This is a genomic window from Aminobacter sp. Piv2-1 (assembly GCF_037625995.1).
Classification (GTDB): domain Bacteria; phylum Pseudomonadota; class Alphaproteobacteria; order Rhizobiales; family Rhizobiaceae; genus Aminobacter.
In genome coordinates, this window is the sequence record NZ_JARKMU010000008.1 from 134976 (window position 1) to 146935 (window position 11960).

Annotated in this window: 10 protein-coding genes; 4 read left to right on the forward strand and 6 right to left on the reverse strand. The window is 65.0% G+C overall.

Annotated features, from left to right (window positions below; genetic code table 11):
• Nucleotides 1–67: 67 nt before the first annotated feature.
• The 5 genes from AmiPiv_RS16115 to AmiPiv_RS16135 form a co-directional block, all read right to left on the reverse strand.
• Nucleotides 68–940 carry an SMP-30/gluconolactonase/LRE family protein gene (locus tag AmiPiv_RS16115; protein WP_340038496.1) on the reverse strand — a complete coding sequence of 291 codons (873 nt, stop codon included), beginning with the start codon at nucleotides 938–940 and terminating at the stop codon, nucleotides 68–70.
• A 3-nt stretch (nucleotides 941–943) separates the two neighbouring features.
• Nucleotides 944–1579 carry a 2-dehydro-3-deoxy-6-phosphogalactonate aldolase gene (locus tag AmiPiv_RS16120; RefSeq protein ID WP_340038497.1) on the reverse strand — a complete coding sequence of 212 codons (636 nt, stop codon included), beginning with the start codon at nucleotides 1577–1579 and terminating at the stop codon, nucleotides 944–946.
• A 4-nt stretch (nucleotides 1580–1583) separates the two neighbouring features.
• Nucleotides 1584–2522 carry a 2-dehydro-3-deoxygalactonokinase gene (locus tag AmiPiv_RS16125; RefSeq protein WP_340038498.1) on the reverse strand — a complete coding sequence of 313 codons (939 nt, stop codon included), beginning with the start codon at nucleotides 2520–2522 and terminating at the stop codon, nucleotides 1584–1586.
• Entirely contained in the window at nucleotides 2519–3286 is a 768-nt protein-coding gene (locus tag AmiPiv_RS16130; protein WP_340038499.1) for an SDR family NAD(P)-dependent oxidoreductase, read from the reverse strand. Before AmiPiv_RS16130 ends, AmiPiv_RS16125 begins: the two co-directional genes overlap by 4 nt.
• Nucleotides 3287–3505: 219 nt before the next feature.
• Nucleotides 3506–4846, reverse strand: a complete 1341-nt coding sequence (locus AmiPiv_RS16135) for a putative bifunctional diguanylate cyclase/phosphodiesterase (RefSeq protein ID WP_340038500.1) — start codon at nucleotides 4844–4846, stop codon at nucleotides 3506–3508.
• A 325-nt stretch (nucleotides 4847–5171) separates the two neighbouring features.
• Here AmiPiv_RS16135 and gshB point away from each other — a divergent pair, with 325 nt between their 5' ends.
• Nucleotides 5172–6116, forward strand: a complete 945-nt coding sequence (gshB, locus tag AmiPiv_RS16140; RefSeq protein ID WP_340038501.1) for a glutathione synthase — start codon at nucleotides 5172–5174, stop codon at nucleotides 6114–6116.
• A gap of 15 nt (nucleotides 6117–6131) precedes the next feature.
• Here gshB and AmiPiv_RS16145 read toward each other — a convergent pair whose 3' ends face one another.
• Nucleotides 6132–7226 carry a zinc metalloprotease HtpX gene (locus AmiPiv_RS16145; protein ID WP_340038502.1) on the reverse strand — a complete coding sequence of 365 codons (1095 nt, stop codon included), beginning with the start codon at nucleotides 7224–7226 and terminating at the stop codon, nucleotides 6132–6134.
• Between the two features lie 671 nt (nucleotides 7227–7897).
• Here AmiPiv_RS16145 and dnaK point away from each other — a divergent pair.
• The 3 genes from dnaK (at nucleotide 7898) to pmtA (ending at nucleotide 11854) form a co-directional block, all read left to right on the forward strand.
• Nucleotides 7898–9814, forward strand: coding sequence for a molecular chaperone DnaK (dnaK, locus tag AmiPiv_RS16150; protein WP_340038503.1), 1917 nt, complete (start codon nucleotides 7898–7900; stop codon nucleotides 9812–9814).
• A gap of 192 nt (nucleotides 9815–10006) precedes the next feature.
• Nucleotides 10007–11149: a molecular chaperone DnaJ gene (gene dnaJ, locus AmiPiv_RS16155; RefSeq protein ID WP_340038504.1), complete on the forward strand. Its 1143-nt coding sequence runs from the start codon at nucleotides 10007–10009 to the stop codon at nucleotides 11147–11149.
• Between the two features lie 99 nt (nucleotides 11150–11248).
• Nucleotides 11249–11854, forward strand: coding sequence for a phospholipid N-methyltransferase PmtA (gene pmtA / locus AmiPiv_RS16160; RefSeq protein ID WP_340038505.1), 606 nt, complete (start codon nucleotides 11249–11251; stop codon nucleotides 11852–11854).
• Nucleotides 11855–11960 lie beyond the last annotated feature (106 nt).

Sequence of the window (11960 nt, forward strand, 5' to 3'; positions counted from 1 at the left end):
GATCCCGGCCCTGCCGGGAAATCGACCTTGAACCTGCGCTCCAGCGACACCCCTGCCCGTGCGGATTTCAGATCAGCACGCACGGCTCGTGGCGGCCGTTCACCGCTATGTCGAGCAGGAAGGTCTTGCCCGCATGGGGATCGGCCCGCCGCGCTTCGGCATCGAGCCCTGCCGCAGCCGAGGTCACCACCAGCCGGTCGGCCCCTGCCCCGACGAAGGCTGGGCACGACGCCTGCACCGCCGGCACGGCCACGCTGCGCAAATGCCTGCCGTCGGGCGCATAGGCATCGACGCGGCCGAGGCCCCAGCAGGCGTTCCACAATATGCCGTCGCGGTCGAGCACGGAGCCGTCGAGCCCGCCCTCGTCGCCGCGCCTGTCGACGAAAAGTTTGGGTTCGCCGACCGGCAGGCCGGTGTCGGCGTCGCAGTCGACCCGATAGAGGATGTTCACCGCAGTGTCGGTGTAATAGGCCGTCTTGCCGTCCTCGGTGAAGCAGATCGAGTTGGGAATGCTGATCGCAGGGTAGAGCAGGCGCAGCTCGCCGCGGAAGTACCAGTAGATCGCCCCGGCCCCGGCCTCGGCCTTCTTGCCCATGGTGCCGAACCACAGCGCGCCCGATGGATGCACTCGTGCGTCGTTCGACCGGGTGGAGCCGTTGGAAGCTTCAACCGGATGATGCATCGACAGCTTACCGGTCGCGGCATCGCGGATGTGGAGCCCCGTCTCAGTAAGTAGAAGCTGACGTTCGCCGTCGATGACGGCGATGGCGCTCGCCATCTCGCCGAGCTGGTGTATTCGGGTCTCACCGCCGGAAACCTTCTTCTCGAGCATGCGGCCCGCGACGATGTCGAACCAGTAGAGCGTGTCGGTCGCAGGATCGTAGCTCGGGCCCTCGCCCAGTTCGCAAACCTCGTCGGAGAAGATCGAAGCGCCACCCATTGTTCAGCCTCCCTTGCCGATGGCGTCCCATCCGGCCACGGCCGCACGGGCCCGCGCGCCGACCTCGGCCGCCGTCATGCTGGGCTTGTAGAGGCTCGAGCCGAGCCCGAACAGCTGCACGCCGACCTTGGCATAGGCATCGAAATCGACCTCGGACACGCCGCCTACGACGCCGACCTGCGTTTCGACCGGCAGCACGGCGCGGATGGCGGAAATGCCGCCGGTGCCGAGCACGCTCGCCGGGAAGAATTTCAGCGCCGAGGCGCCCAGCTTCAGCGCCAGGAAAGCATCGGTCGGGGTGAAGACGCCAGGCATCGTCACCATCTTGTGCACCATCGCCCGGCCCATCACCTCGGCGTCGATGTTGGGGCTGACCAGCAGACGCCCGCCGGCATCGTGCAGCCGGTCGACATCCTCGCCGCGCACCACCGTGCCGCCGCCGACCAACGCCTCAGGCAAGGCCTTCGCCAGCATCTCGATCGAGCGGAACGGATCCGGCGAGTTGAGCGGCACCTCGATCGCCTCGATGCCGGCGTCATGGACGGCGCGGCCGACGTCGAGCGCCTCGTCGGGCCTCAACCCGCGCAGGATGGCGACCAGGCCGCGGCCAAGCCTAGGAAATGGAGCCGTCAGGTTCATGTCGCTATCCTTCTGCAAGCATTCCATTGCGCCGCGCCGCGGCCACCAGTCCCGAAAGTACCGCCTTGTCGGCATCGGCGATGCGCACCGCCAATCCGCCGAGCTTCAGCGCCGCGGCATAGAGCGCGGCCAGCGGCCCGGAGCCGACCAGCACCACGGGCGTGTCGCGCTTGCCGAAGCGGCGCGTCGCCGAGGCGATCTCGGCGCCGATCAAGAGCCCCGACAGCGCCGCCGCCGCATCGGCCTGACCGAGGCCGGAGAGCAGGCCGGCGGCGCGGATGCCGAACAGGCGGGCGCCGATATCGCCGTCGGTCAAGCCTTCACGGCACCAGTCGCGGTACACCTGATTGTCGGGCGCCACCGGCGCGGGCTTTTCGCCGAGCGAGTGCCTGAGGATCGAATGCTGGGAAAACACCGAAAACATCTCGCCGGTCGGCCAGGTGCCGAAGCCACCGACCCTGCCGTCGTCGACGGCGACCCATTTGCAGTGGGTTCCGGGCATGCACACCAGATGGCTGCCGGAGCCAATCTCGGCGGCGACGCCGGCAAGCTGGGTCTCCTCGCCACGCATCACGTCAGGGGCACCAGCCTTGCGCTGGGCGAGGCCCGGCACGATACGAACGTCGCGCGCGATGCCGGGCACCGGCACTGCGGCACCGAGGATATCGGCCAGCGACGCCGGCACGTCGACATAAGGCGCCTCGACCCAGCCCTGGCGGGCGCCGGCCATGCCGCAGACGATCGCCGGCAGATCGGCGGGCGCGCCCATGCTGGCGAGATGGTTGTCGAGGATCGGCGCAAAGCCCTTGTGCTGGGCGGTCAACAGGCCCTCGTCGCCGCGACGCTCGTCGAGCACCCTGCCCTCCCCGTCCAGCAGCCAGACGCGCAGCCTGGTGGTGCCCCAGTCGACGGCGGCAATCGCCGGCTTGGAAACTCCGCTCACAACAGTCCTCCATCGACGATCAGCGTCTGCGCGGTCAGCATTCTAGAGGCGTCCGAGGCCAGAAACAGTACCGGGCCCACCATGTCCCCGGGCAGCATCATCTCGGGGATGCACTGCCGCCCGATATGCTCGTTGAGGTTCTCCTCGTTCACCCAGAGCGTGCGCTGGCGCTCGGTGATGACCCAGCCCGGCGCCACCGCATTGACGCGGATGCGATCCGGGCCGTAGCGGCCGGCCATGCCCTTGGTCAGCCCGACGATGGCAGCCTTCGCCGCCGTGTAGGCCGGCATGGTGCCGATGTTGAGCATGTATGCGGTGGAGCTGAAATTGATGATCGAGCCGCCGCCGGCGGCCGCCATGTCGGGCGCCACCGCCTGGATGGCGAAGAACTGCGGCCGCAAATTCACCGCGAGGTTGGCATCCCAGCTTTCCGGCGTCACGTCTGCCACCTCGTGGCGCGTGTCGTTGGCGGCGTTGTTGACCAGCACCGTCACCGGCCCATGCGCCTCGACGGCCGCGGCAACGGCGCTGCGCAGCTCATCGACTTCGGTGAGATCGGCGCGCAGGTAGAGCGGGCGATTGCCGGTTTCCTGTTCCAGTCGCTCGCACAGGTCATGGCTCGGCCCGTCGGCGATGTCGATGAAGGCGACGCGCGCGCCCTGGAGCACAAATCCCTCGGTCAGGGCAGCGCCGATGCCCGAGCCGCCGCCGGTGATCAGCACCGAGCGCCCTGCGAGATCCGGAAACCGCGCCGATGGCATCATGACCTGCTCCTCTGCATGGCTGGGCCCGTCCGGGCAGGTCGAAGCGCGCCTGCCTTGGACTATCATCATACAAATCTTAGACTATCATCATACAAATCGGAAACGCTTTTCCGATGCGGAAGCCGTCTTTTTCAAGCGATTGAAGGGGCAACGAAGCGGTAAGGCCGCGAGCACCAAGGGCACGCTTCCTGCCCAGGGATCAGCTCCGCCGAACCAGATTCAGATCGCCTTGGCGTAGGCCGCGCCGCGATGGGCCTCGCGCAGATAGCCGAGCGTTGCATCGGCATCGACCGGGCGGCCGAACAGATATCCCTGGCCACCCGCACAGCCGAACTGCATCAGCCGCTCGGCCTGGGCCTCCTTCTCGATGCCCTCGGCGACGACGTCCATGCCGAGGCCCTCGCACATGGCGAGGATGGCACGAATGATGTGTTCGGAGGGACGGTCGTCGAGGATCGACGCCACGAAGGCCCGGTCGATCTTGAGCTTGTCGAAACGGAATTCGCGCAGGCGCCCGAGCGACGACTGGCCGGTGCCGAAATCGTCGAGGGACACCCGGATGCCGACGCGGCGAAGGTCCTCGACGATCTTTTCGGCCGAAACCGGATCGGTCATCAGGCCGGTCTCGGTGATTTCGATCTCGAGCCGGCGCGGGTCGAAGCCGGTACGCTCGAGAATGGACAGGATGTGCAGCCCGGTATTCTGATCGACCAGTTGCGAAGGCGACAGGTTGAAGGACAGGAACATGTCCTGGGGCCAGCTGCGTGCCGCTTCCGCCGCCTTGCGCAGCACCAGTTGCGACAGCGGCCCGATGATGCCGCGTTCCTCGGCGATGGGGATGAATACCGACGGCGAGACGAAACCGAGATCGCGGTCGGTCCAGCGCGCCAGCGCCTCGAAGCCGATGGTGCGGCGGGTGCCGAGATCGACGATCGGCTGGAAATGCGGGGTCACTTCGCCGGCGGCCACGGCGCGCCGCAGCGCCTGCTCGATGCGGGTGACGCGCTTGGCCGCCTCCTCCATCTCGCGGGTATAGACCACGACGCGGCCGCGGCCTGAGCGCTTGGCGTGGTAGAGCGCGGTCTCCGCCTTGCGCATCAGCGTCTCGGTAGTGTCCTCGGTCGACTGGAACAGCGAGCAGCCCACGGAAGCCGACAGACGAGCCGTGCGCTCGCCGAGATCGTAAGGCGCGGACAGGATTTCGATCAGCATGCGCGCCTTGTCGGCCGCCGCTTCTTCGCTGAACACCAGCGGATAGAGGAAGGCGAACTCGTCGGCTCCGATACGCGCCACAGCGGAATAACCGTCGGACGCCGCCCTCAAGCGCATCGCCACCTGCACGAGGATATCGTCGCCGGCTCGGTGGCCGAACAGGTCGTTGATCGGCTTGAAACCATCGAGGTCGAGAATGCCGACGGTGAAGGGGGCGGGATCCTCCGCGCGGTCGTCGATCAACCGCTCGATCTTGTCGTGGAAGCGGCGCTGGTTGCCGAGCCCGGTCAAGGCGTCGGTGAATGCCTGATCCGTGTCCCTGTCCGCGTGACCAACGCCGAATGACATGCTCGTCTCTGTCTCGATAAGGTGTTTCGGCGGACAGTGGCATCCAACCGTTTAGAATTTGTATTCAAAACGCAACTCCGTCTGGATTTCGACACTGGTGTCGAAATCGGTTTCACCGGTGTGCGCACGAAACCGAGCGCCCTTCGCCCGCGACTGGCCCCGCCGGATTGAAGGCGGATGCAGCCTCCGGGCGCGAGGCCATGGCGAGCCGAGCGTGCGTCCGGCCATTGCATAAGGCAGGCAAATCGCTACATCCTCGCCATCACCAGCGCCGCCGCAGCCCGGTTGTGCGCATCGACCACCGACAGCCGCGCCGGAGACCTCCATGACCCTCAAGATCGCCGTCCAGATGGACCACATCGCAACCATCTCGATCGCAGGCGACACGTCGTTCGCGCTGTCGCTCGAAGCGCAGCGCCGCGGCCACGAGCTCTACCACTACACGCCCGACCGGCTATCGATGCGCGACGGCAAGGTCTTTGCCCGCGTCGAAAAGCTCGAGGTGCGCGACATCAAGGGCGACCACTATTCGCTCGGCGAGACGGTGCGCACCGACCTGTCGGAGATGGATGTGATCCTTTTGCGCCAGGATCCGCCCTTCGACATGAACTACATCACCACCACCCACATCCTCGAACGCATCCATCCCAAGACGCTGGTCGTCAACGACCCGGCCTGGGTGCGCAACAGCCCGGAAAAGATCTTCGTCACCGAATTCGCCGACCTGATGCCGGAAACGCTGATCACCAAGGATCCGCTGGAAGTGGCCGCCTTCCGCAAGGAATTCGGCGACATCATCGTCAAGCCGCTCTACGGCAATGGCGGCGCCGGCATCTTCCACCTGCACGAGGCCGATCGGAATCTCGCCTCGCTCCTGGAAATGTTCGGCCAGATGTTCCGCGAGCCCTACATTGTTCAGCGCTACCTCAAGGACGTGCGCAAGGGCGACAAGCGCATCATCCTGATCGATGGCGAGCCGGTCGGTGCCATCAACCGGGTGCCGGCAGAACATGACAGCCGCTCCAACATGCATGTCGGCGGCCGCGCCGAGAAGACCGAACTCACAGCGCGCGAGCGCGAGATCTGCGCGGCAATCGGCCCGTCGCTGCGCGAACGCGGCTTCATCCTCGTGGGCATCGACGTCATCGGCGACTACATGACCGAGATCAACGTCACGTCGCCGACGGGCATCCGCGAGGTCAAGAAGTTCGGCGGCGCCGACATAGCGGCCCTGTTCTGGGACGCCGTGGAAGCCAAGCGGGCCAGATAGCCGTCGCCGGCAAAATCACCACCAGACGCCGCCGCGGGTGACGCGGATGCGCGGGCCGCCGTCGGGCGGGTTGAGCGGAGCGGAGCAGGCCGGGCGCGTGTCGTCGGCGAAGTCGGTATTGGCGGCGTTGATGAAGCCGCGCGCGCCAAGCGGCAGATAGGTGCCGGGATGGGCGCGGATCCTGGGCACCATCGAGGGCCGCTGGGTGCGTGGCAGGTCGCGGGCCTCGGTGGCGATGTCCGCCGACTTCAGGGCCCTGAGCCGAGCCACGCGGTCGGCGGTGAGCGGATGGGTCCTCAGGATCGAGGGATCGGGGATGCGCCCGCTCGGCAAGAGGATGTTTTCCCACACCCTGCCCTGCGCGCGTTCGAGCTTGGTCAGCGCCGAGGCTAGCCCGTCCGGGTCGCCGGTCAGCGTCACCGCACCCAGGTCGGCATCGAACTCGCGGGTGCGCGAAAGCGCCATCTGCAGCAGGCCGCCTATCGTGGGTGCGGCCAGGAGCACCAGCACCGCGAGCCACGGCACCTGCGTGCGGAAGCCTCCGGCAAAGCCGGCCAGATTGAAGAACAGCGAGATCAGGCCGACGGTCGACATGAAGGAAGTGAAACGCGACACCATGTCGGCGAAGGCCATGACCTTCACGTCCTCATGGGCGATGTGGCTGACCTCATGGGCGAGCACGCCAGCCAGTTCGCGCGGCGTCAGGTTGCGGGCGAGCGCATCGGTGACGGCGATGGCCGCATCGTCGCGGCGGCCGACGGCAAAGGCGTTCATCATCTTGGACGGGATGACATAGAGTTTCGGCACGGCCGGCAGTTCGGCGCGGCGGGCAAGCTCCTCGACGATGCGGAAGCCGGCCGGAAAATCTGCAGGGCTTACCTGCCTGGCCTTGTACATGGACAGCACCATCTGCGGGCTGATGCGCCGCACCGCCCACATCGAAACGGCGCCGAACACGACCGCATAGAGGATGCCGGTGGTGCCGCCGAAGGCCCAGGCGGTGACTGCGAGCAGCAGCAAGCTGCCGGCCCCGAGGAGCCAGGTTTGCAGCGCGTTCACCGCCCGGTTGCGGCGATGCTCGAGAAGATTGAGGGCGTCGGGACGATCCATGTCCTTGAATATGGTATGGCTTGAGGGCTTTGCCGAGGGCTGCTTCCCAGTTCGTGGCCGGCACGCGAGCCAATTTTATCGTATCTTGAATCGATGTATGTTGCCGGAGGATTCTTCAAGGGCGTTCGGCGCGGATGCGAGATCTCATTTTGCTTTCGTTCGTTCTGCTGATCGCGCTGCTGATCTTGGGACAAGTAAGAAATCGAAAGCTCGTGCAAGCGGCCTCGTCCTGGCCGGAAGCCGATGCGAAGGTGGTCGAGCGAATATTTGTTGCGTCCGATCCAGCCGACTACGACGTTGTGGTTTCGTACACGCATGACGGCAGAGAATATGAGGCGCGGGCGGAGAATCTCTATTCGGTTCGTACCGAGAGTATGTGGCCCGGCGAGATTGTACGCGTAAGGATAAATCCGGATCATCCTCAGTGCTGCGTGGTGTGCCAACGCAGCGAAAGGCCTGTCTGGATGGGGCCAACTAGGGCCTGACCGTTACTGGGTCTCTTGAGAAATCCCTAGGACGCTTGCGCTGTCAGGAGCCTGTTCTTATATACGCCGCAACACCGCTTCGGCCCGGAAATCCGGCATCCGGAGCGGAATTTCTTGTGACAAGGGGCTCTCGACGGAACGCCTCAATGGGTCCAGAGAGCCTGCTAAGCGGAGAGAAGTGCTAAAATGGCAAAAGTTATCGGCATCGACCTGGGAACGACCAATTCCTGCGTCGCCGTCATGGACGGCAAGGACGCGAAGGTTATCGAGAATGCGGAAGGCGCGCGCACGACCCCGTCCATCGTCGCTTTCAGCGGCGATGGCGAGCGCCTCGTCGGCCAGCCGGCCAAGCGCCAGGCGGTCACCAATCCTGAAAACACCGTCTTCGCGGTCAAGCGCCTGATCGGCCGCCGCTACGACGATCCGGTCACCGAGAAGGACAAGAAGCTGGTCCCCTATCACATCGTGAAGGGTGACAACGGCGACGCCTGGGTGGAGGCCGGCGGCAAGAAGCAGTCGCCCAGCCAGATCTCGGCGATGATCCTGCAGAAGATGAAGGAAACGGCGGAAGCCTATCTCGGCGAGAAGGTCGAGAAGGCGGTCATCACCGTTCCGGCCTATTTCAACGACGCCCAGCGCCAGGCCACCAAGGACGCCGGCAAGATTGCCGGCCTGGAAGTGCTGCGCATCATCAACGAGCCGACCGCGGCAGCGCTTGCCTACGGCCTCGACAAGAAGGACGGCAAGACCATCGCCGTCTATGACCTTGGTGGCGGCACGTTCGATATCTCGGTCCTCGAGATCGGCGACGGCGTGTTCGAGGTGAAGTCGACCAACGGCGACACCTTCCTCGGCGGCGAAGACTTCGACATGCGTCTGGTCGAGTACCTGGCGGCCGAGTTCAAGAAGGAACAGGGCATCGACCTTAAGAACGACAAGCTTGCCCTGCAGCGCCTCAAGGAAGCTGCCGAAAAAGCCAAGATCGAGCTGTCGTCGACGACCCAGACCGAAATCAACCTGCCCTTCATCACCGCCGACGCCACCGGCCCCAAGCACCTGACGCTGAAGCTGTCGCGCGCCAAGTTCGAGCAGCTGGTCGACGACCTCGTCCAACGCACGATCGATCCCTGCAAGGCAGCGCTCAAGGATGCCGGCCTCAAGGCAGGCGAGATCGACGAAGTGGTCCTGGTCGGCGGCATGACCCGCATGCCCAAGATCCAGGAGATCGTGAAGCAGTTCTTCGGCAAGGAGCCGCACAAGGGCGTCAACCCCGATGAGGTGGTGGCTCTCGGCGCCGCCATTCAGGCTGGCGTGCTGCAGGGCGACGTCAAGGACGTGCTGCTGCTCGACGTGACCCCGCTATCGCTGGGCATCGAGACGCTGGGCGGCGTGTTCACCCGCCTGATCGAGCGCAACACCACGATCCCGACCAAGAAGAGCCAGGTCTTCTCGACGGCTGAGGATTCTCAGTCGGCGGTGACCATCCGCGTCTTCCAGGGCGAGCGTGAAATGGCTGCCGACAACAAGATGCTCGGTCAGTTCGACCTCGTCGGCATTCCGCCCGCACCGCGTGGCGTGCCGCAGATCGAAGTGACCTTCGACATCGACGCCAACGGCATCGTCAACGTCTCGGCCAAGGACAAGGGCACCGGCAAGGAGCACCAGATCCGCATCCAGGCTTCTGGCGGCCTGTCGGACGCCGACATCGACAAGATGGTCAAGGACGCCGAGGCCAACGCCGACGCCGACAAGAAGCGCAGGGCGCTCGTCGAGGCGCGCAATCAGGCGGAAGGCCTGCTGCACTCCTCGGAGAAGTCGCTGAAGGAATATGGCGACAAGGTCACCGAAGCCGACCGCACCGCGATCTCCGATGCGATCGCAGCGCTGAAGACCGCCGTCGAAGGCGACGACGCCGAGGCGATCAACGCCAAGTCGCAGGCCCTTGCCGAAGCTTCGATGAAGCTCGGCCAGGCGATGTACGAGGCTTCGCAGAAGGAAGCGGCCGAATCCGACGCCGCGGCCGACGCGGCCAAGGACAGCGACGTGGTCGACGCCGATTTCGAAGAGATCGACGACAACGACGACAAGAAGAAGTCGGCCTAAGTGCCGGTTTAGAGGCTCTGACAAGAAAGCCCGGCGGTTTGGCCGGGCTTTTTTGCAACCTGAAGCGAAAAAATGCGGCGAATGCCGCGCAAACTCTGGCATTGCGGCCCCCGGCTCACTAAATCGAAGCCTGTCGCCACAACACCGGCAAACAATGCCACAAGACATTGAGCGTCCGGGCAGCGGGAAGATATGAAAGCTGATTTCTACGAAACGCTGGGCGTTCAGAAGGGCGCCGACGACAAGGAGCTCAAGTCGGCCTTCCGCAAGCTCGCCATGCAGTTCCATCCGGACCGCAATCCGGGCGACGACGCCTGCGAGCACAGGTTCAAGGAAATCAACGAGGCCTACGAGACGCTGAAGGATCCGCAGAAGCGTGCGGCCTATGATCGATTCGGCCACGCCGCCTTCGAAAATGGCGGCATGGGTGCCAACGGCTTCGGCGGTGGCGGTTTCGGCGCTGGCGGCTTCGCCGACATCTTCGAGGACATTTTCGGCGACATGATGGGCGGCGGCGGCCGTCGCCGCTCGTCCAACGGCCGCGAGCGCGGTGCCGACCTGCGCTACAACATGGAAATCACCCTCGAGGAGGCCTTTGCCGGCAAGACCGCGCAGATCCGCGTGCCGACCTCCGCTTCCTGCACCGAGTGCAACGGCTCCGGCGCCAAGCCCGGCACCCAGCCGGTGACCTGCTCGATGTGCCAGGGCCACGGCAAGGTGCGGGCGAGCCAGGGCTTCTTCTCGATCGAGCGCACCTGCCCGCAGTGCCAGGGCCGCGGCCAGACGATCAAGGACCCCTGCGGCAAGTGTGCCGGCCAGGGCCGCACCGTCGAGGAGCGCTCGCTCTCGGTCAACATCCCCGCCGGCATCGAGGATGGGACGCGCATCCGCCTTGCCAATGAAGGCGAAGCCGGCCTGCGGGGTGGGCCGCATGGCGATCTCTATATCTTCCTGTCGGTCAAGCCGCACGAATTCTTCCAGCGTGACGGCGCCGACCTCTACTGCAAGGTGCCGATCTCGATGACCACGGCCGCGCTCGGCGGCTCCTTCGAGGTGGCGACGCTCGACGGTACCCAGACCCGCGTCAAGGTTCCCGAAGGCACGCAGAACGGCCGCCAGTTCCGCCTCAAGGGCAAGGGCATGCCGGTGCTGCGCCAGCCGCAGATCGGTGACCTGTACATCCAGACGGCCGTCGAGACGCCGCAGAACCTGACGCGCCGGCAGCGCGAGCTACTGGAGGAATTCGAGAAGCTATCCTCGACCGAGAACTCGCCGCAATCGAGCGGGTTCTTCTCGCGGATGAAGGATTTCTTCGAGTCCTTCGGGGATAAGTGAAGCTTACCGCTGCCGTAACGTAAATTGAGTTGGCTTTGGGCTTGCCATGATCCGAGTTGCTGGTATTTCTCCGGCAGCAGGGGTGAGGAGATCCAAGCGATGCTACGCGGTTCCGGAATACGCAAAACCCTTGCAGCCAAGTTCGACGACGAGCTGAAGTTCTTCAAGGGCTGGATCGACAAGCCCAAGACCGTCGGCTCGATCGTGCCGACCAGCTCGATCACCGCCCGCCGCATGGCTTCGGTGGTGGACCTGCGTTCGGGCCTGCCCGTGCTCGAACTCGGGCCAGGCACCGGCGTCATCACCAAGGCCATCCTGGCTCGCGGCGTGCAACCGGCAAACCTCTATGCGGTTGAATATTCGGCCGATTTCGTCCGCCACCTCAATCGCCTCTATCCCGGCGTCAACGTCATCCAGGGCGACGCCTTCAATCTCGACGACACGCTGGGCGCGCTGAAGGACCAGAAGTTCGATTCAGTCGTTTCCGGCGTCCCGCTGCTCAACTTCCCGGTCAAGCAGCGGGTCAAGTACGTCAACGACCTGCTCGACCGCATTCCCGCCGGTCGGCCGATCGTGCAGATCACCTATGGTCCGAAGTCGCCGGTGCCGCCCGGCCAGGGCGACTACGTCATCGAACATCTCGATTTCGTCTTCCGCAACATCCCGCCGGCGCAGCTGTGGGTCTACCGCCGCCGCAAGCACTGAACCGCGCCTTGATTTGACGGGCCGTTCGCCTATACCCGACACCTCGGAGCGGCCTTGGTGGGGCACGCCGATGGAACGGCTTTGCCGTATATCGATGGAAAGGGCG

Bases quoted from the DNA above. Each gene is read 5' to 3' on its own strand.
- AmiPiv_RS16120 (WP_340038497.1), bottom strand. From the start codon at position 1,579: ATGAACCTGACGGCTCCATTTCCTAGGCTTGGCCGCGGCCTGGTCGCC.
- gshB (WP_340038501.1), top strand. From the start codon at position 5,172: ATGACCCTCAAGATCGCCGTCCAGATGGACCACATCGCAACCATCTCG.
- AmiPiv_RS16115 (WP_340038496.1), bottom strand. From the start codon at position 940: ATGGGTGGCGCTTCGATCTTCTCCGACGAGGTTTGCGAACTGGGCGAG.
- AmiPiv_RS16130 (WP_340038499.1), bottom strand. From the start codon at position 3,286: ATGATGCCATCGGCGCGGTTTCCGGATCTCGCAGGGCGCTCGGTGCTG.
- dnaJ (WP_340038504.1), top strand. From the start codon at position 10,007: ATGAAAGCTGATTTCTACGAAACGCTGGGCGTTCAGAAGGGCGCCGAC.
- AmiPiv_RS16145 (WP_340038502.1), bottom strand. From the start codon at position 7,226: ATGGATCGTCCCGACGCCCTCAATCTTCTCGAGCATCGCCGCAACCGG.
- AmiPiv_RS16135 (WP_340038500.1), bottom strand. From the start codon at position 4,846: ATGTCATTCGGCGTTGGTCACGCGGACAGGGACACGGATCAGGCATTC.
- pmtA (WP_340038505.1), top strand. From the start codon at position 11,249: ATGCTACGCGGTTCCGGAATACGCAAAACCCTTGCAGCCAAGTTCGAC.
- dnaK (WP_340038503.1), top strand. From the start codon at position 7,898: ATGGCAAAAGTTATCGGCATCGACCTGGGAACGACCAATTCCTGCGTC.